We start from the raw sequence: 18250 nt of genomic DNA, 5'->3' as shown, positions 1-18250 counted from the left end.
CGATGAAGCCGCTCGACCCGAAGCTCCTGCGGCACGCGGGCGCCGCGCGGCGCTACGTGCTGCTCACCGCGGGCCTGGGGCTCGGGATGGTCGCGCTCACGGTCCTGCAAGCGCGGGGGCTGGCCCGGCTGCTGGGGCATGCACGCGAGGTGGCCGGGGGCCATGGAAGGCTCCTGCTCTGGCTCGGCGGCGTGTGGCTGCTGCGCGCGGCCCTGGCGGGGCTCCAGGAATGGACGGGGAAGCGGAGCGCGCACCGGGTCATCGCGCAGCTGCGGGAAGGACTGCTCACGCGGCTGGCGTCCGGCTCGGAGGGGGGGCGCGCTTCGGCGGGCGGGGTGGCGCAGGTGGAGCTCGCGACCCGTGGGCTGGACGCGCTCCAGACCTATCTCGAAGGCTACGTACCGCAGCTGCTGCTCACGGCGCTCGCGACACCGGCCCTGCTCGTCTGCGTGTGGCGCGCGGATCCGGTCTCCGCGGCCTTGATGGCGGGCTCGCTGCCGCTCATCCCGCTCTTCATGGTCCTGGTGGGCCGCTTCACGCGCGAGGCCACGGCGCGGCAGCTCGCGAGCATGCAGCAGCTGAGCGCGCGGGTGCTGGACCTCATCACCGGGCTCGCCACGCTCCGGGCACTCGGCCGGCAGCGCGGCGCCGCGGCCCAGGTCCTGCGGCTGAGTGAGGCGCACGCGCGCACCACGCTCCAGGCGCTGCGGCGGGCCTTCCTCTCCAGCTTCGTGCTCGAGCTGATCGCCACGCTCTCCATCGCCAGCGTGGCGGTGGGGATTGGCCTGCGGCTGCTCGAAGGGGCGATGCCGCTGGAGACGGGCCTCTTCGTGCTGCTGATCGCGCCAGAGGTCTATGCGCCGCTGCGCCAGGTGGGCGCGCTCTTCCACGCGTCCGCGGAGGGAGCCGAGGCGGCGGCGCAGGCCATCGCGCGGCTCGAAGCCCCCCAGCCCGCACACGGCACGCTCGCCGCGCCACCGCTCACCTCCGGGACGCTGGAGCTGCGGGACGTCTCGGTCGCCACGCGCGACGTCGGGCGCCGCGCACCGGAGGGGCTCTCGTTCGTGCTGCCGTTGGGGCAGGGACGCATCCTCGGGTTGCGAGGGGAGAGCGGCGCGGGCAAGAGCACGGCCCTGGCGGTGGTGCTCGGGCTCCTGCCGCCCACGTGCGGTGGCGTCTTCCTGCGGCCCGAAGGCGCGGCGGCGCTCGCGCTCGGGTCGCTCGACCTGACGACGTACTGGGCCCAGCTCGCGTGGCTGCCTCAGCGGCTCCACCTGGAGCCTGGCACGGTGCGCGAGAGCGTCTGTCGGGGGCGCGTGATTCCGGCCTCCGCCCTGTCGGCCGCCGCGGAGGCCACCGGCTTCGATGCCGTCGCCGCGCGGCTGCCCGAAGGCTGGGACACGCGCTTGGGGCGGGACGGGCAGGGCCTCTCGCTGGGGCAGCGGCAGCGGCTCGCGCTCACCCGGATCCTCGCGGGCGACGAGCGGCTGCTGCTGCTCGACGAGCCCACGGCGCATCTGGATGAGGCCTCCGAGCAGCGCGTCCTCGAAGTGCTGAAGCAGCGCGCCCGGCAGGGGACGACCCTCCTCCTGGTCAGCCACCGCGCGCGGACGCTGGCCATCGCGGACGACGTCCTCACGCTCCACTCGCACGCGGCATCCCTGGACACCCTCGCGGAGGCCGCATGAGCCACCATCCCTTGCGCCAGGTGCTGCCGGAACTCGGGCTGCGTCCCCGCACGGTGGGCTTCGCGGTCGCGCTCGGGACGGCCGCGCTCTTCGCCTCGACGGCGCTGGGCGCGTTGTCCGCGTGGCTGATCGCGCGCGCCGCCGAGATGCCGCCGGTGCTCGACCTCACGCTCGCCATCGTCGGCGTGCGGGCCCTGGGGCTTTCTCGCGCGGGCCTCCGCTACGCCCACCGGCTCGTCGCGCACGAACTGGCCCTGGGGGGCGTGGCGCGGCTGAGGGCCAGGCTGGTGGACGCGCTCGCGCGGGGGCCGCTTCCCCGGGTCCTCGGCCTCAAGCGCGGAGACCTCGTCGCGAGGCTCGGCGGTGACGTGGACGCGGTGGGCGAGGCGGTCATCCGCTCGCTCGTGCCCATGGCCATCGCGGCCGGTGTCGGCGTGGGCAGCGTCGCGCTGCTCGCCTTCTTCCTCCCGGCGGCGGCAGGGGCCCTGGCCGTGAGCCTGGCCGTCGCGGGGGGCGTGGCGCCCTGGATGAATGCGCGCGCGCTGGCCCTCGCGGAGAAGGCGTCGTCGGCCACCCGGTCGCATCAGCTGTCCACCGCCCTGGAGCTGCTCGAAGGCGCGGCGGAGTGGAGGGTTTCGGGGCGAGCGCCGGTCTTGCTTGGAGTCCTGCGCGAGGATGACCTTCGTCTGGAGCGCCTCTGCGCGCGGGCCGCTCGCTGGACCGCCGCCGCGACCTTCCTGCTGCATGGCGCGTGGAGCGCGAGCGTAGGGGCGGCGCTCGTCCTCGGCTTCGCGGCGCTCGAACGCGGAGCGCTCTCCCAGGTGAAGCTCTGTGTCGTCGTGCTCGTGCCGCTCGGGGCGTTCGAGGCCCTCCAGTCCATGCCCGCGGCGCTGACCCAGTTGCTGCGCTCGACCGAGGCGGCCCTGCGGCTGCTTCCGTTCCTCGAGACGCCCGAGGCGGAGACTCCGGCCGCCGCGCTTCCATCTCCCGTGCTGGGGGGCCACCTGCGCGCGGAGGGGCTCGCGTGCGGCTGGCCGGGCCGGAGCGCCGCCGTCTCGGGCATCGACCTCACCGTGCTGCGGGGCAGGTCGCTCGCCCTCACCGGGCCCAGCGGGAGCGGGAAGACGACGCTGCTGCTCAGCCTCGCGGGGCACCTCCCTCCGAAGGAGGGGAAGGTGATGCTCGGCGGGGTCCCGCTCGAGGACGTGAGCGAGCAGCGTCGAGTGGAGCTGCTGCACTGCTCGACCGAGGATGCGCACCTCTTCGACACCACCCTGCGAGAGAACCTCCGGGTCGTGCGCGCGACGCTCACCGACGACGAGGCCATCGCGGCGCTGCGCAAGGCGGGCCTGGGGGAATGGTACGCGAGGCAGCCGCGGGGGCTCGACACGCCCCTGGGCCGCGGAGGCGAGGCCATCTCGGGAGGCGAGAGGCGGCGTGTCCTCCTCGCGCGCGCCTGGCTCTCGGAGGCCCCCTGGCTCCTGCTCGATGAGCCCACCGAGCATCTCGATCCGCGCACCGCGGCCCGTGTGATGCGAGACCTCGACGGGATGAAGGCGCACGGGCGCGGCCTGGTGGTCGTCACGCATGACGCGGACGTGGCGCGCGCGCTGGACAGCGTCCACGCACTCGCGCCAGCCTGACGCCCGCGCGTGCCGTGAGGGATTGCCGTGTTCGCGCGCGGCCGCCGGCCCGCCGCGGCCCCTAACCGTGGGCCGCGCCATTCCTGGGGGGCAGGAACTCGCCGTGGAACGTGGGCGGCAGGCCGTGTTCGAAGTGACAGCGCGCCACGGGCCCCGCGTCCAGCCGCTCGGCGTCCAGCACGGCCACGTGGGTGGTGTCCGTCTTCGTGTCGTAGACCTGGGTGAGGACCCAGCCATCGTCCTCGGCCTTCGAGCCGGGGCGGGGCACGAAGACGCCCTCGGAGGGGTACTGGCCCTCGCCCAGCTCGGCGCGTGTCACGCGGCCGGTGGTGACGTCCACGCGCACCATCGCGTCGTACATGCCGCGCCGGGCCGCGCGGGTGGAGTGCGCGCCCATGTAGGCCGCCTGGTACGGCCGGCACTCCACGCTGGGGGCCACGCGGGGGAACTCGCAGCTCAGCTCCATCAGTTGCTCGCTGCGGAACGTGCGGGCCTTCAGGTCGATGATCGCGCGGTGGAACATGCCGTCGGCCTCGATGGACGGGGTGGCGCGCACCAGCTCTCCCAGCCACTGGTTGGAGGCGAAGTCGGGGTAGCGCACGTAGTCCACCACCAGCGTGTCGCCTTCCTCGTACGCGTTGCAGAAGTGCCAGTTGAAGAAGGAGTCGGCGGGGATGCGGATGGGGTGCGCCACGTCGTCGATGGGCACCACCACCACCTCCGCCGCCGCCCCTGGCCGGAAGGAGACGTTGTCCGAGAATGCGCCGATGCGCAGCAGCATCTTCAGCACGTCGATGCGCATGGCCGGCAGGAAGAAGACGAGGTAGCGGTCCGTGGCCATGGAGTCATGGACCATGGTCGCGCCGGGCAGCGGCACGGACCCCAGGTGCCGCGCTCCGGCGCCGTCCGGCAGGGCGTACAGCTCCAGCGTGTTCACCCGGCCGTGGTGCTGGCCGAAATTGTAGAGGGTCTTGCGCGAGTGGACGCGGCGCGGGTGCGCGGAGAACGACTTCATCACCACGCCGTCGAGGTTCGTCTCGCCCAGGCTGGACAGGTCGTCCGGGGACAGCTCCACGGGGAGGTTCGGCTCGTGCAGCGCGTACAGCCGGCCGTTCCACGGCATCACCGCCGTGTTCGCGTTGTTCTTCTGGGGGTTGAGCAGCTTGTTGCGCAGCGGCGTGGGCATGGCGTAGCTGCCGTAGAGGTGCCGACCCGCCTTGCGCTCCGTGACCATGGTGCGCGTGTCCAGGAGCTTCGCCGCGCCCTGGACACCGTCTGGCCCGAAGCGCACGCCCATCACGCCGCCGTCGCCGTCGAACCAGTGCTGGACCGGCAGCCCGTGCACGTCGAACGTCCACGCGCCCGCGCGGAACAGCGTCCCGCGCAGCCCTTCGGGAATCCGTCCTTCCACCCGCAGGGGCTGGAAGTCATGCTGACGGGAGATGTTGCGGAAGGCCCGTTTCCAGGCTGGAAGGGGAGCAGCGGCCGGCGGAGGGAGCGCGGTGGTCATGGCGGGTCCTGGAAGAGCAGGGCGAAGGGTCAGGGCGAGGGCTGGGCGATGACCTGCGGTCCGAGCGCCCGGGCCTGCTCCTCGGCCTCGTCACGGCGAATCCCCACCAGCGTCCACATGCCCCCGCTGAAGTCGATGCATCCGAAGAACATGATGATGGGCTCGCACAGGCCCAGCACCGTGCAGACGATCAGCACCAGCGTGATGAAGGTGCGCCCCATCACCGCCCAGATGAAGAACTGGCGCATGTTCAGGACGGCGGCCTGGTGGGACATGAACGACATGGACACCAGCAGTCCGCCCGCCATGCGCATGAAGAACAGGTTCCCATCCGCCGCCCCGGGCGAGATGCCCATCACCTGGAGGAACAGGCCCGGCACCAGCAGCAGCGTGAAGGCCAGTGGGAACGTGTAGAAGACCCACACGTACATGGACCGGCCCGCGTGGCTCAGCGTGGATAGCTTGGGGAACACCTTCGGGGCGAACAGCATCATGTGGACGGACTCCGGCGGTCAGGCTTGAGGCGGTGACGGCGGCGTAGAGGAAAGCACAGGCGGCACGCATCCCGCACCGGGGGTGCGCGAACCCCTCTCTTGACACAGTGCCTGACTGTCTCGTTCACATGGACAGATTTCCGCGGCCCGCTCTCGCGGCTCAGCCATACAGCTCGGTCAGCGGTCCTGGCGCGATGCGGGTGCTGCCCTCCTGCCCGAAGGTGTTGAAGTCCGCGTCTCCGAACGCGTGGCCGAGCGTGTTGAAGAGGTTGGAGACCTGCCGGTTCCGGGCCGCGTCGTACTTCGGGTACACGACCGTGCGCCCGTCGGTCTTCAGGCCCAGCGCGTTGCCGCCCACCACGAGCTTCGGCCACTCACGCGAGGTGGAGTGGTGCTGCTCGCCGTTGTCGGACATGAAGACGATCGCCGTGTGATCCAGCATCGAGCCGCTCGCGCCGACCTCGGGCGTGGCGGCCAGCGTCCTCGCCAGGTTCGCTACCAGCTGCACGTGGCGGCGGGTGACCTCGGCGACGCGCTCCCAGTTCTGCCCCGCATCCAGGCCGTGCTGCAAGCTGTGTCGCGGGACGTCGCTCACGTCCGGGCCGTAGGCCACGTCGAAGCCCGAGGTGCCCGTCGCCAGCACGACCGTGTTCGTCAGCCCCCCCAGGAGGGCCGCCGTGGCGATCTGGAACTGCGCCTCGAACCACTTCAGCGAGTCGGGCGGTGAGCCCGCGCCGGTGAGGAGCGGGTTGTCCTTCGGCGCCAGCGGCAGGAAGGGCCGCACGCGGTCCGCCATGCCCGCGAGCTGATCCTCCCGCGTGCGCAGCGACTCGAGCGAGGAGAGGTAGCGCTCCAGTTTCAGCCGCTCGTTGGAGTTGCCCTTGAACTCCGCCAGCGCCTTGCGCGAGTCGGCCAGCGCGAAGTCGAAGAGCATCTTGCGATCGCGCCCATTCGTCGAGCCGCCGAGCAGCGAGCCGAAGGTGCTGTCGAACGCGAGCGACGGGTTGACGATGATGCCCGCGGGCTTGCGGGGTCCGAGCGCGCAGGTTTCGTACACGATCGACACGCGCGCGGAGCTGGTGCCCAGGCGCAGCACGTCGAACGGTGCACCCCGGCGCAGGCGAGGTGCGATCACCGCGTCGAAGGTCGCGCCCGCGCCGTTCACCGCGCAGCTCAGCCCTCCCGTCCCGCTGGAGTGCCCGCCGCCCGCGATGAGGTTCGAGAGCCCCAGCAGCACGGCGGAGCGGTTCACCAGGTCGAGGTTGCCGGAAGACGCCGCCAGCGGCCCGAGGCTGATCGCGCTGGCGAGATTGTCGCCCTCACGCACCAGCGGCGTGTCCTTGTACGCGTCCCAGAAGAGGCGGTCGGAGGTGTTGGCGCGTCCCCCCAGCGCCGCGCGGGTGCCCGTGCTCAGGAGCGCGCGGGGGTAGACGCCATTGCACTCGAGGACCAGCACCACGCGCGCCGGCAACGCCGACGACTGGGCGTAGACGTCGTGGAAGTAGGGCGCGAAGAGGCCGGCGGCCATGCCCTTCAGGACGGTTCGTCGCGAGAACATGGCAGTCACTCTCCAGCCTGCGGCACACGCCGCGTCTTCCAGGTGTCGCTTGTCATCAGCGTGGTCAGCATCTTGGAGAACGAGCCGTTGTTCTGATCATACGCCTGCTCCATCTGCGTCAGCGTGCAGGCGTCGCTCACGTTCTCCGGGCGTCCCATGAAGTAGCGGAAGGCCTGTCGCACGAAGCAGCGTTTCACGTGCCGCGAGGTCGCCAGGCGCTCGCTCAACTCCACCGCGTCGCGCACCGGACCGTCCAGCGCGGGGTCCGGCATCGACGTGAGCGTCGAGCTTCCGTCCGGCGGGGTCCAGCCTCCGCTGGGCGAGTGATCCCGCGCGCGCAGGAAGCCCGCGTGGTTGTAGATCTCGAAGGGCAGGCCGAGCGGTTCCATCAGACGGTGACAGCCCTGACACTGCGATCCGGCGGTCGCCTCCTGCAGGCGGCGGCGCGCGTTCTTGTCGGCGGCGTGCGCGCCGACCTGGGCTGCCACCTGCACGCTGCTGAGCGGTGGGACGAAGCCGCACAGGAGGTTCTCGCGCACCCACTTGCCGCGGTGGACGATGGAGGGATCGTCCTCGAAGTTGCCGCCGTGCGCGGCCAGCCACACCGGGTGGGTCAGCACCCCCGCGCGCTCCGTGGCAGGCAGCGTCTTCCAGCGGCCCGCGACGGTCGCCGGGAGGATCTCGCTGACGTTGTAGGGGTGCGAGAGGCCCTTATGCGAGTCGTATGCCGCGTTCTGCATGGACGGCACGTAGAAGGTGCGCGTGGTGAGCAGGTTCGCCAGCACGTTCTGATCCTCGACCACCACCCGCGCGATCAGATCGTCGAACTGCTGGATGAAGGTCGGCTCCAGCGGATGGAAGTTGGTGAGCAGGTTGTCGTACGAGACCGAGCTGATGTAGCCGAGCCCCTCGAGCTCGAAGCGCGAGGTCGCCGCCGGGGACTCCTTGAACACCGCGGACACGTGCCCGTAGCCGAGCCACTCGCGGAAGAAGCCCGCGACGCCGTCACCCAGCCAGTACTGCCCGCGCTTGGAGCGCTGCTCCTCGTTGTAGTCCTGCACCAGATCGAAGCGCGGTGTCCCGTTCTGGTTGGCGTCGACGCCGCCCAGGTGCTTCTTGAGCAGGGCGGTGGTCGTCGCATCCTGCGTGAGCGAGCCATCCTTCGCGGCAATGGCCACGTCCGCCAGATGCCCCTCGAGGGGCGCGGAGTAGTACGGCCACACGAAGCTCGGCGTGGCCGAGGGCGCGCGCCCTGCCAGCGCGTAGGCCAGCTGCGAGCCCAGCTCGAGGCTGGTCAGTTCCACGCGACCGTCGGCCGGATCGCCGCCCATCTCGCGGCGGAACATGGCGCCGGTCATCATCCACGCGGCGTTGGAGATCCGCGAGATGGAGTCCGCGCGGGTCTGCGGGGAGTAGCTCGGTTCCTGCGCGATGACCGAGGTCGCGAAGGCGGTGATGCGGGTGAGCTCATCCTCGGTGGGCGGGCGGAAGAAGACGCCGAACTCGAGCATCTGGCCGAGGTGGAAGCGCTTGCAGGTGTCGCTCGGGTTCGCGTCGTTGAACATGCAGCTGAAGCGGCTGTTGGTGAAGACACGCTCCATCCGGTTGCCGTCCGGGTAGTTCATCGTCCACGGCGAGGCGGCCGCGCCGACCACCGGCAGGAAGAGCTCCACCGTGGCCTCGTCCAGCGTCTCGTCCGTGGCCCAGGAGCTGTACTGCTCGATGGCGCTGGGATCGAGCGGGTTGTCGTAGAAGCTGAACCCGGTCCAGCTGCGCTCGACCGAACCACCGACGTTGCGGGTGAACTCGCGCCGGTTCATGCGGCGGATGCGCGTCGGCGCATCCGAGCGCACGCCGTCGGTGCAGGTGAAGAGCGTGGACTGTTCGAGCAGGTTGGGCTCGGGCACGACGGTCACGGGCGGCCCGTCCGTGCCACTGCAGAGGGGCATCCCCTCCTTGATCCAGGTCTCGAGCGCGGTGCGCTCGGCCGAGCTCGCGCGCTCATGCGGGGCTGGCGGCATCGGAGACGCGTCGTCGCGCATGCGGCTGAGCGCGCGCTGGGCGTTGCTGAGCTTCCCATCCATCGCCGAGCTCACCCGCATGTCGTGCAGGGTGCGCAGCGGCATCGTCGCCCCCTGGGTCGGCAGCGCGCCGTGACAGCTGGCGCAGCGATGGGTGAGCACCGACTGCACCACGCACGCGGCGTCCACGTTCGCCCCGGCATCCCCGGGCCCATCGGGATCCCCTGGGTTGTTGGGGCCTCCGTCGTTGGTGTTTGACCCGATGTTGCCCTTGCACGCAACGAGGCACAACAGTCCGGCCAGCAGGAGGACGCGGTTCATCCGGCCAGTCTGGCACGGACGGCGGGTGAACTAGCAAGCGGGTTCCGCCAAACGGGCTCAGCCGGGACTGGCTCCCATCCTGATCAGGAGGCTGCCTGAATGCGGCGTTGCGGTGGCGGAGAGCTTCTTCGCCACGCTGAAGGTAGAGCTCGTCTACGTCACCCGCTTCAAGACGCGCGAGCAGGCCCGGGGCGCACTCTTCGAATACATTGAGGTATTCTACAACCGGAAGCGGCGCCACTCCGCCCTGGGCTACCTCAGCCACGTCGAGTTCGAGCGAGTGGCCACGACGAGTAGGCTGGCAGCGTAACCAACCTGTCTACGGAACCGGGTCACGCCCATCCACAGCGCAAGAAGAACGAAGGCCCCTACCGCACGGTAGATTTGAGGACGCATCCCAGGACTCAAGGAAAGACCCTCGTGGCCTGACGGGCCCCCGAGTCGGATCAAGGCGCTGCCCGTCCGCCGATCTCCGGGAACCGTTCATAGGCTCGCTGGAGCGCGTCCAGGTGGGCGAGGTTGTCCAGGTCGAGGGGCGCGTCGGTGAGCTGCACGACCCACCCGCCCGACTCCGTGCGACGTGCTCGTGAGAGAAGGTCGGCGTCGCGGGTCGGGTCCGGAAACCCGATGATCTTCGCGGCAGCGGCCGACCAGTAGTTCAGCCAACCGAGGCGATGCGGGATCTCTGGCGCGCGGATCTTCTCAGGCAGCTTGAGTGCTGGCAGCCCTCGGGGCGGAATCCCTGGCTTGTGGACCGGATCTCGTGTTTGCCGTGCGATCTCGACACCCGAGCTAGACGGCGTCGCATGCCCCCAAAACGCGCGGGCCCCCTCTGCCACGCCTACGAGAACATCCGCTGCGGCTGCGATGACGGCCTCGTCCAGTGGTAGCTCTGCATGGACGTCGAGTAACGGCTGCCGGCCCGGTGCCCGGCGCGCGGGAGTTTGCAATCCATAAATCGTGACGGGGTAGCTCTCGTCACCGTTGCACACCAGCGGAAAGCTCCCATCTTTCGTTCCTTCGGTGAGCCACGCGTCGCGCTGCGGCAATGAGATGAGGCGTCCGTCGTCGGCAACTCTCCACTCCAGGCGCATTCCGGGGATCGTACGTTCCATCCCGTGGACGACAGCGAGTGTGCGACCGTCTTTAATGTTGAGAGCGGGCGCGTAGACAATGACGTCGAGGGTGCTTTGGGTGGTCATCGCTTGCACCCCGTGACAACGATTTCCAGTTCGGGCGCCGCGCGCTCCAGCGCTGTTTTGTGTGCGGTGCTGCTCACGCCAACGACGAAGCCATATCCACAAGACTCTGCAATGTCTTGCTCTTCCCGCATCTTGGTCGCCTGTTCGCCGATCACCTGACGTCGGAGAAAGTCAGTGTACGTGTCGAATTGATGGGTCTTGATCTCCCACAGCTTGCGCACGCCGACTTGCAACGCATCGAAGCGCACACCGCCAACAAGCACATCCATTCCGGGATAACGGTTGGGTGGGAACTTGTCGGCACATTCATTATGCGGGTCATCCTCGCCAGCGTGTGGCACTGGAACAGGATCGCAACTGGCGCGTCCCGTCCGGTCCACGGGCACGGGCGGCACTGGGGGCTGCCGGTCCTGCCCCGCTGGCTCGGGCTTCAGCTTGGCCTTGCGTGGGGCTTCCGCTTCCCGGGAAGCCACCTTCGTTCCTCGCGAGGTCCCTGCTTCCTCGGGGTAGGCGTGGCGGAGTTCATATGCATCCAGCGCTTCGTTGATGGCGACGCCGACCACCACCACGCCAAGTACGATCACGGCTCCCACGGCAATCTCAGGAGCCGCCAGTACGCAGAACCCGATTCCCACGGCAGCGGCGTCAGCGGAGGCGACCGTGCATCTTCCCGTGGTGTCGTGGAACTCGAGCCGGTCATGGTCAAGGGTTTGATAGCACCGCTCCACCAGAACCGGCCAAGGTTGGGACGCCTCGCGGACCACGCACCGTCCGCCGTCCGTCCACGGCAGGGTCGCTGCTCGCTGGAGGTTGGCGAGCTTTGGGTTCCGGGGCGCGTGCTCTTTGTGACTCGGTGCCGACGTGGCGCAAGCCGAGAGGAAGATCAGGAGCGCGGCGCAGGCGCGGAGTCGCATGGTCACGTCCGTTCAGTCGAGCCAGCGGTCATTTCGTTGCTTCAATAGCGCGTTATTTCGTGACCGACGAACCCCGAGAGCTAAACGAGCCGGAGGCCGCCCGGCCCGCGTTCAGCCCCGGCGTAGCGCTCAGCGTCGCGCGTGCCGGGCCTCGGCCGCTTTGAGGACGTGCTCCTTGAGCAGGTAGCCGAAGCCCGCGTTGCGCAGCCGGACGATGAGCTCGTCCCGGGTCGTCTTGAGATGCTCGGCGGTGCGCTCCAGGCTCCAGCCCCCCTGCGCGAGCTGCTTGAGCAGATAGGCCCGGCGCGTCTGCGCCGCCGAGAGCCGGTAGGTCTTGAGGTACTCGACCGTGCCGTCGCCGCGCAGGATGGCCTCGCCCATGTGGTTCTCCTCCGAGGGCGACAAGCCCGTGATGAAGCGCTGGAGGTGGAAGGGCCCCGCCTCGTAGAGGGGGGAGGTGAGCACCTCGGCGCCGATGATGCCCTCGGCCATGAAGCCCATGAAGTCCGCCCAGTCCGCGCGCATGCGCTCGATGGCGGCCCTCAGGTCCTTCATCGAGTTCACGCTCGCGTCCTCCACGCCTGTCCCCAGCACGGGCACATCGCCCAGGAAGCCGTACTGCACGAGCAGATCCCCGTAGAAGTCCTCGAGCAGGGCCCGGTGCAGGGCGCGGTAGTCCTCGGGGTGCGAGACGATGGCGCAGGAGAGCAGCGCGTCCGCCTGGAAGATGAGCACGCCCACCTGGCGCTCGTGCAGCTCGAAGATGCGCAGCGCCTCCGCGAAGGCCGCGCTGGCCCAACCCGAGGAGCTCCACTCGCTCCGGGGATTGAGCCCCTGGGAGAGCGCCTCCTGGGAGTACTCGCTCCATGCCACCTGCGGCCCGCCGAAATACAGCGCGAGAAAGCCCTCCATCGTCAGGTGCATGGGCAACAGCCGCAGCCGGTTCTTGTCCTCGCGGTGCACCATGCGGTGCAGCACCCGCGTCGAGGAGAAGGGCCCGCGCTTGATGCTCTTGCCCTCCTTGGCCTCCGGCTTGCGCAGCCGGGTCTCGGAGGTCACCGCCGCGCCCTTGTCGTCCCAGTCCACCACCAGGCCATGGGGGACGTAGGACACGTAATGGAGCCCGGGCTCCATCAACCCGCCCTGGAGCGACACGACGCTCACGTCCTCGTCGTAGCTCCTGCGGGTGATGCGCAGGTCTCCGGGGATGTCATCGCGCAGCACGGGCACCAGGCGGATGCTCCCCCAGACCTGCGAGGGCGCGAGCCGCAGCCCCGTGAGCGGCAGCCGCCGCACCGCGCTCTTGTCTCCCTCCTTCATGCCACCTCCTCGTCGAGCGACTCTTCCGGGAGCTCGGAGCGGGTCTGCGGGGGCTCGGTTCCGGCGTGGCCTCGGGGCGAGTGCTCGAGCATCCGCCGCACGCGCGCCGCCAGGTAGTCCTCGAGTTCCGCCAGGGGAGAGGCCCCCTCGGCGAAGCGCGCGAAGCCGAGCACCGTGGGCAGGTCTTCCGCGTCCCTCACGCCCACGGTGGGCACGTGCGTCCCGATCCCCCGGGGCGCGTAGAGCTCCGAGGCGAACACGGGGTTGGCGTGGATGATGGTGGTGCGGCGGGCGGGATCCAGCTTCGTGCGAAACAGGCGGGTGACCTCGGCCACGGCGTTCGGGGGATCATTGTCGTAGCCATCCGACACGACGACCACCAGCTCGGGCATCCAATCCAGCGCGTCCAGCAGTGGGGTGGCGAGGTCCGTCTGCCCCCGGGCGCGCGAGAGCAGGGGGTGCTCGGGAGGATGCATCCAGAAAGCGCGGTATTCGCGCGCCGTGGCGGCCAGCAGGTAGTGCGCCGCGAGCGCCACACCGAGGGGCCGGCGGCGCTTCTCGCTCGAGCCCGAGGCGGAGTAGCTGTTGTCCAGCACGGCCGCCACCCGGCCCAGGGGCACCGAGGCCCGGCGCAGGCTGTTCACCGCAGCCTGCTCGAGCGCGGTGTGCAGCTCCGCCAGCCGCTCCCGTCGCACCACCAGCGGAAGGGAGAGCACGTAGAGCGCCAGCCGGGTGAGCGGTGTGCGCCCCAGGTCGAGGACGATGGCCCCTTGGGCGCGCGTGGCCGAGCCCTGCAAGCGCAGCCTCTCGGCGGCGGTGAGGCGCGGCTCGATCTTCCGCAGGAAGACGTCTCGGGGGAGCTGGTGCTTCGCGGCGAGCCCCTCGGCGACGGTGTAGGGCAGCTCGAAGAGGGCGGAGGCGTCGTAGTGGGCCTTGCGGAACGTCTCCAGCAGCGGAGCCTGGAACACGCGCTTTCGCCAGCCGTGGAAGAGAAAGGGGTTGAGCTCTCCGGGCAGCTTGAGGTGGGTGTGCGCCACGGCGGCGCGCAGCTTGGAGCGGTACTTCACCGCGTCGAAGTGCAGGTCCGCGCGCCCCTTCAGGAACTCGCGCACGATGGCGCGGGAGCGGCGGTTGTTGATGCGCCGCTCGCGGAGCACGTCCAGCACCCGGTAGGCCCGCTGGGGCGGCAGCGCCCGGAGCGCCGCCGCGATGAGCGCGCCCTCCTCGTGCCGGTCCGCGGACGGGGTCTGCTTTCCGCTCGCCAGCAGGTTGAGGATGATCTGCGCCTGGTTGAAGTGGTTGATGCCCGCGGCCAGGGTGCGCGTGTAGAGGCGGCGGTAGTTGCCGAGGATGTAGGCGTGCAGGAACTCGATGGACACCGCCTGCCCGCGCCCGTCGTTGTAGAACTCGCGCTGCCCGGTGCACGAGAAGCACGCGTTGACGAACATGACCAGGTCCTCACGGGCGACCTGCTCGGCACGTGCTCCCACGCTGTCCATCGAAGGTTCACCCTTCCTGAGGCGGGAGCGCCGCTCGGGGAGGGCGGACACGATTGGCTAGTCAAGCTCCAAAGGCCCGGTTCGGAAATCGCATCACAGTCCCGCGAGCGGCGCCCCTCACCGTAGCATGACGCGGCAGACTCCGCGGACTGACACGCGCGGGAGCCGGGTGGAGGGGGCGTTCAGCCGCGAATGCGCTTGCCGAATGGAGCGAACGCGACCATTCCGAGCTTGAGGTGCTGCAGCGCGAACGGAATGCCGATGATCGTCAGCGCCAGGCTGACGCCGATGACGACGTTGGTGAGGAAGATCCAGATTCCAGCGAAGAGTGCCCAGACGATGTTGAGCCCGAAGCTCATCGCGCCTGCGCTGGGAAGATCCTCGATGTCCTTGCCGAAGGGCATCAGCGCGAGGCCGGCCATCTTGAAGCACTGCACGCCGAACGGGATGCCGACGAGGGTGAGGCAGAGCACCAGTCCACCCAACAGGTACTCGAGGCAGAGCACCAGCCCTCCGCCGAAAATGATCCACACCAGGTTCAGAAGCAGGTTCATGATCGGCTTATACGTTGGAGTCGTCAGTCGATGACATGAGCCTGCCTGAATTTCGCCAGGCCTCGATTTCAGGAGCCGCGCGCGCTGCTATCGCTTGAGCCAGGGCGCGGGGTGTTTGTCCATCCCCGAGCCCCGTCGTGGAGGCGTCCCGCCAACCGGCGCCTACTCCTCCGCGGCCTCCTGCGGCTCCTGGAAGTCCACGTCGAAGTTGACGCGCTGGCCGGGCTCGATGGTGAAGGTCTTCTGCCAGTGCGACGGGCCCACGGTGACGTTGAGGCGGTGGTAGCCCTCGTAGACGTCCAGCTCTTCCACCGGGACGACGCCCACGGGCTTGCCGTCCACGGAGACGTTGGCGCCTGCCGGGCCGCGCACGTTGATGAAGGCCTTGTTGAGGAAGAACTGATACGCCGACCGGCCCGTGGGGGCCACCGTCACGGTGCGCGACACGGAGATTCCGAGCGCGCCGTTGGTGAAGGTCAGCAGGTGCTTGCCCGGCGGCAGCGACGCGGACAGCGGCGTGCGGCCCAGCAGCGCGTTGTTGAGCGTGACCTCCACGCGGGGTTCCACGGTGAGGTCCAGGATGCCCATCACGGGGCCCGCGTCCACACCGGCGTCCACGCCCGCGTCCTCGATGCCCGCGTCGAAGGGCTCGGCCACGACGATGGGCAGACCCGCGTCGAACGTCTCCACCGTCATCGTGCCCTGGAGCTGGCGCTGGACGATCACCGCGCCCGCGCCGAGCGTCAGCACCAGACCGCCCACCACGAACGGCACCCAGGAGCGTGACGGCTTCTGCGTGGCCACCGTCTGCGCCGTGGGGCTCGCCGCTCCACCGAAGATGGGGCCCGCGGGCCGCGTCTCCGTGGATGCAGTCGGAGCAGGGGAGGGCGTTACGGGCTGTGCCGTGGCCTGGCTCGCGGTGCTCGGGGCCGCGCTCTGCACCGGGGCCGCGACAGGAGGGCTCCTCGGCGCCTGCACGGGCGCCGGGGCCACCGTCGCCACGGGCTGCGCGGGGGCGGAAGCCTGAGGCGCGGCGGCCACTGCCTGCACGGGCGCGGGCTTGCTGCTCTCCGCCGAGGAGAACTCCGGCACCTTGCTCTTCACGGGCTCCGCGAGCCCCGCGCCGTTCGCGATGATCTCCGCGATCTGCGGCGTCGGCATGCCCGCCTTCGCCAGTGCCTCCGCGATGCCCTTCTCAATCGTCGCCCGCCGCGCCGCGCGAGCCTCGGTCTCCGGCGGGAACAGCTTCGCCAGGTGCTCCGCGAACTCCTCGTGCGTCGGCAGCTTGCCAATCGCATCCACCAGCGCCTCGCGGAACGCGAGTGCCGACGAGTAGCGCTCCAACGCCCGCTTCGTCGTCGCACGGCGCACGACGGCATCCAGCTTCAGCGGCACGTCCGCCGGCATCGGGGGCAGGGCGCGGTTGAGCACCGCCTTGTCCGGATCCGCCGACTCCTTGAACGGCATCTTCCCTGTGAGGCACTCGTGCAGCGTGAGGCCCAGCAGGAACACGTCCGACTGCACGTTGACCGCTTCACGCCCGCCCAACAGCTGCTCCGGAGACGTGTACGCGCGGCGGTTCTTCACGCGCTTGCCACCGCGCTCACGCGGCGCCACGGACAGCGCGCCGTAGCCCGTCACCTTCGTGTAGCCGCTGAAGGACACCATCAGCGTCTCGGGCCGGATGTCTCCGTGCACCAGCGGCGAACCGTCGTCGTTGCCCGCCACGTGCGCGTAGTGCAGCCCCATGGCCGCGTCCGCCACCACCAGCGCCGCGAAGCCCGGCGTCATGCGCGGGTTCGCTTCCAGCACGCGCCGCAGCGGCTCACCGTCCGCGAACTCGGTGACGCGCGCCAGGCCTCCGTCCAGCTTCTCCAGGCCGTGCACGCGCAGGATGTTCGGGTGCTCGAAGACGATGGCGCGGTTCGTCTCGCGCTCCAGGCGCGCCACCAGCTCCGGGTTCTGCGCGATTTCAGGCGGTGCCCAGATGAGCACCACGGGGCGGGGCGTGGCGCCTTCCTCAATCGACAGTCCGAGGAAGGCACGCGAGCCCTCTCCGGCAAGGAGGGGGCCGAGTGACTGATAGCGAGGCGAACTCATGGGAACGGCATGCTAGTGCCCTTCCCGTCGATCCTGGAATCCCCGGGTCGCGCCTAGATTCGCTGCCCGGCGAAAGGCAGCGTCAGGTGGTAGCCGTAACGCCCGCGCCGCACGAGCAACAGCACGCTACGTCCCCGTCGCGCTGTCAGCAGGGCTTCACGGAAAGTGTCACCCGTGGGGACAGGCTGATTGTTCATCCGCAACAGCACGTCCCCCGGCTCCAGGCCAATCTCCGAGGCAGCCGACCCCTGCCGCACGGACGCAATCGCCATCCCGCCCTTGCTCTCCTTCACTCGGAGTCCCAGCTTCTCCCACGCCAGGTTCTCAAGCAGGCGAGCGGGAAATTCGACCGGCGTCACCTGCACCGTGCGGTTGCCGCCTGCTCGGAAGAGCACCAAGGGGAAGACCGAGCGGGCAGGGTAGCCGCGCACGCGCGAGTCGAAATCCTCCGCGTCCTGGATGCGCGAACCGCCCAGCTCCGCGACCACGTCTCCGCGCTGCACACCGGCCTGCGCGGCGGGGCTGTCCGGATCCACGTTCGTCACGATGACGCCGTACGTGCGGTCCCATCCGAGCCGCGCGGCCACCTGCGAGGGGAGATCCGCCGTGTCCATGCCCACCCACGCGGGGCGCACCTTCCCGAAGCGCGTGAGCTCCTCCACGATGCGCCGCACCTTGTCCGCGGGGATGGCGAAGCCGATGCCTTGCCCGTTGGCGTAGATGGCCGTGTTGATGCCGATGATCTCCCCGTCCACGTTGAGCAGCGGCCCGCCGGAGTTGCCCGGGTTGATGGCCGCGTCCGTCTGGAGGAAGTCGTTGTAGACGCGGTCGTCCGCACGGAAGGTGCGGCCCGTGGCGGACACCACGCCCGCGGTCACCGTCTTGCTCAGGCCGAACGGGCTGCCGATGGCGACCACCGTCTCGCCAATCATCAAGTCACTGCTGGTGCCCAGCTTCGCGGTGGGCAGGGGCTCCTTCGCGTTGACCTTGAGGACCGCCAGGTCGTTGTTCGCGTCACTGCCCACCACCTCCGCGTCGAAGGTGCGCCCGTCCGCGAGCACCACGTGGATGGCGGAGGCGCCTCGGATGACGTGATCGTTGGTGACGATGATGCCGGACGGGTCGATGATGGCGCCGCTGCCCAGGCCGGTGATTCGCTGGCGCGTCTCCGGCTGCGCCATCCCCTGGCCGAAGAACTCCTCCAGCGGCGAGCGGGGCCGGCCCCGGAAGCGCGACTCCACCTCCTGTTCGGTGCCGATGTAGACGACCGCCGGGGAGACCTTCTGTACGACCTCCACCACGTCGCTGCGGCGCCGGGACAGGTCCGCGTGCGCCGGGAGCGCCAGCACGAGCCCCCACAGCAAGAGCCCCCACCGGATGTGTGCTGCCCTCATGCCTTCCTCCGTACGTCGCCGGGATTTGTCTC

Annotated in this window: 13 protein-coding genes and 1 pseudogene; 3 read left to right on the top strand and 11 right to left on the bottom strand. The window is 69.9% G+C overall.

Annotated elements, in window-relative coordinates; all coding sequences use genetic code 11:
* Positions 1-2: 2 nt before the first annotated feature.
* Positions 3-1688 (top strand): thiol reductant ABC exporter subunit CydD, encoded by a 1686-nt coding sequence (gene cydD, locus D7Y15_RS00305; protein ID WP_121751337.1) that lies wholly within the window; start codon positions 3-5, stop codon positions 1686-1688.
* A complete protein-coding gene (gene cydC, locus D7Y15_RS00300; RefSeq protein ID WP_121751336.1) occupies positions 1685-3331 on the top strand; it encodes a thiol reductant ABC exporter subunit CydC in 1647 nt (548 codons plus the stop codon). Before cydD ends, cydC begins: the two co-directional genes overlap by 4 nt.
* A 61-nt stretch (positions 3332-3392) precedes the next feature.
* Here the strand turns inward: cydC and D7Y15_RS00295 are convergent, their stop codons facing one another.
* The 4 genes from D7Y15_RS00295 to D7Y15_RS00280 all read right to left on the bottom strand — a co-directional run bounded on the left by D7Y15_RS00295 (position 3393) and on the right by D7Y15_RS00280 (position 9235).
* Positions 3393-4841, bottom strand: a complete 1449-nt coding sequence (locus D7Y15_RS00295) for a carotenoid oxygenase family protein (protein WP_121751335.1) — start codon at positions 4839-4841, stop codon at positions 3393-3395.
* Positions 4842-4870: 29 nt separating this feature from the next.
* Positions 4871-5335 carry a hypothetical protein gene (locus tag D7Y15_RS00290; RefSeq protein ID WP_120576943.1) on the bottom strand — a complete coding sequence of 155 codons (465 nt, stop codon included), beginning with the start codon at positions 5333-5335 and terminating at the stop codon, positions 4871-4873.
* 160 nt (positions 5336-5495) lie between these two features.
* Positions 5496-6893 carry a DUF1552 domain-containing protein gene (locus tag D7Y15_RS00285; RefSeq protein ID WP_121751334.1) on the bottom strand — a complete coding sequence of 466 codons (1398 nt, stop codon included), beginning with the start codon at positions 6891-6893 and terminating at the stop codon, positions 5496-5498.
* Between the two features lie 5 nt (positions 6894-6898).
* Positions 6899-9235, bottom strand: a complete 2337-nt coding sequence (locus D7Y15_RS00280; RefSeq protein WP_121751333.1) for a DUF1588 domain-containing protein — start codon at positions 9233-9235, stop codon at positions 6899-6901.
* A 109-nt stretch (positions 9236-9344) separates the two neighbouring features.
* Here D7Y15_RS00280 and D7Y15_RS00275 point away from each other — a divergent pair.
* Positions 9345-9545 (top strand): annotated as a pseudogene (locus tag D7Y15_RS00275) (IS3 family transposase); the annotation flags it as partial.
* Between the two features lie 136 nt (positions 9546-9681).
* On the opposite strand, the gene D7Y15_RS00270 reads toward D7Y15_RS00275, so the two are convergent.
* The 7 genes from D7Y15_RS00270 to D7Y15_RS00240 all read right to left on the bottom strand — a co-directional run bounded on the left by D7Y15_RS00270 (position 9682) and on the right by D7Y15_RS00240 (position 18218).
* On the bottom strand, positions 9682-10437 hold the full coding sequence (locus tag D7Y15_RS00270) for a DUF5953 family protein (protein ID WP_121751332.1): 756 nt from the start codon (positions 10435-10437) through the stop codon (positions 9682-9684).
* On the bottom strand, positions 10434-11351 hold the full coding sequence (locus D7Y15_RS00265; RefSeq protein ID WP_121751375.1) for a DUF6310 domain-containing protein: 918 nt from the start codon (positions 11349-11351) through the stop codon (positions 10434-10436). Before D7Y15_RS00265 ends, D7Y15_RS00270 begins: the two co-directional genes overlap by 4 nt.
* Positions 11352-11480: 129 nt before the next feature.
* Positions 11481-12671 carry a hypothetical protein gene (locus D7Y15_RS00260; protein WP_121751331.1) on the bottom strand — a complete coding sequence of 397 codons (1191 nt, stop codon included), beginning with the start codon at positions 12669-12671 and terminating at the stop codon, positions 11481-11483.
* Complete coding sequence (locus tag D7Y15_RS00255; protein ID WP_233604784.1) at positions 12668-14170, bottom strand: hypothetical protein; 1503 nt, start codon at positions 14168-14170, stop codon at positions 12668-12670. The genes D7Y15_RS00260 and D7Y15_RS00255 overlap by 4 nt, the downstream gene beginning before the upstream one ends.
* 182 nt (positions 14171-14352) lie before the next feature.
* The gene (locus tag D7Y15_RS00250; RefSeq protein ID WP_014396275.1) at positions 14353-14724 is read right to left on the bottom strand and encodes a YccF domain-containing protein; all 372 of its coding nucleotides are present in this window, start codon (positions 14722-14724) and stop codon (positions 14353-14355) included.
* 162 nt (positions 14725-14886) lie between these two features.
* A complete protein-coding gene (locus D7Y15_RS00245; protein ID WP_121751330.1) occupies positions 14887-16824 on the bottom strand; it encodes a serine/threonine-protein kinase in 1938 nt (645 codons plus the stop codon).
* Between the two features lie 53 nt (positions 16825-16877).
* Positions 16878-18218, bottom strand: coding sequence for a trypsin-like peptidase domain-containing protein (locus D7Y15_RS00240; protein WP_121751329.1), 1341 nt, complete (start codon positions 18216-18218; stop codon positions 16878-16880).
* Between the last annotated feature and the right edge of the window lie 32 nt (positions 18219-18250).

The organism is Corallococcus sp. AB030, from assembly GCF_003668965.1.
Lineage (GTDB): Bacteria > Myxococcota > Myxococcia > Myxococcales > Myxococcaceae > Corallococcus > Corallococcus exiguus.
The sequence above is the reverse complement of the archived record's forward strand: the minus strand, read 5'-3'. Positions and strand labels throughout refer to the sequence as shown.

Coding starts and splice junctions, on each gene's coding strand:
- D7Y15_RS00260 (WP_121751331.1), bottom strand. CDS start 12,671: ATGAAGGAGGGAGACAAGAGCGCGGTGCGGCGGCTGCCGCTCACGGGG.
- D7Y15_RS00285 (WP_121751334.1), bottom strand. CDS start 6,893: ATGTTCTCGCGACGAACCGTCCTGAAGGGCATGGCCGCCGGCCTCTTC.
- D7Y15_RS00255 (WP_233604784.1), bottom strand. CDS start 14,170: ATGGACAGCGTGGGAGCACGTGCCGAGCAGGTCGCCCGTGAGGACCTG.
- D7Y15_RS00250 (WP_014396275.1), bottom strand. CDS start 14,724: ATGAACCTGCTTCTGAACCTGGTGTGGATCATTTTCGGCGGAGGGCTG.
- D7Y15_RS00245 (WP_121751330.1), bottom strand. CDS start 16,824: ATGAGTTCGCCTCGCTATCAGTCACTCGGCCCCCTCCTTGCCGGAGAG.
- D7Y15_RS00280 (WP_121751333.1), bottom strand. CDS start 9,235: ATGAACCGCGTCCTCCTGCTGGCCGGACTGTTGTGCCTCGTTGCGTGC.
- D7Y15_RS00295 (WP_121751335.1), bottom strand. CDS start 4,841: ATGACCACCGCGCTCCCTCCGCCGGCCGCTGCTCCCCTTCCAGCCTGG.
- cydC (WP_121751336.1), top strand. CDS start 1,685: ATGAGCCACCATCCCTTGCGCCAGGTGCTGCCGGAACTCGGGCTGCGT.
- D7Y15_RS00265 (WP_121751375.1), bottom strand. CDS start 11,351: ATGCGACTCCGCGCCTGCGCCGCGCTCCTGATCTTCCTCTCGGCTTGC.
- D7Y15_RS00290 (WP_120576943.1), bottom strand. CDS start 5,335: ATGATGCTGTTCGCCCCGAAGGTGTTCCCCAAGCTATCCACGCTGAGC.
- D7Y15_RS00270 (WP_121751332.1), bottom strand. CDS start 10,437: ATGACCACCCAAAGCACCCTCGACGTCATTGTCTACGCGCCCGCTCTC.
- cydD (WP_121751337.1), top strand. CDS start 3: ATGAAGCCGCTCGACCCGAAGCTCCTGCGGCACGCGGGCGCCGCGCGG.
- D7Y15_RS00240 (WP_121751329.1), bottom strand. CDS start 18,218: ATGAGGGCAGCACACATCCGGTGGGGGCTCTTGCTGTGGGGGCTCGTG.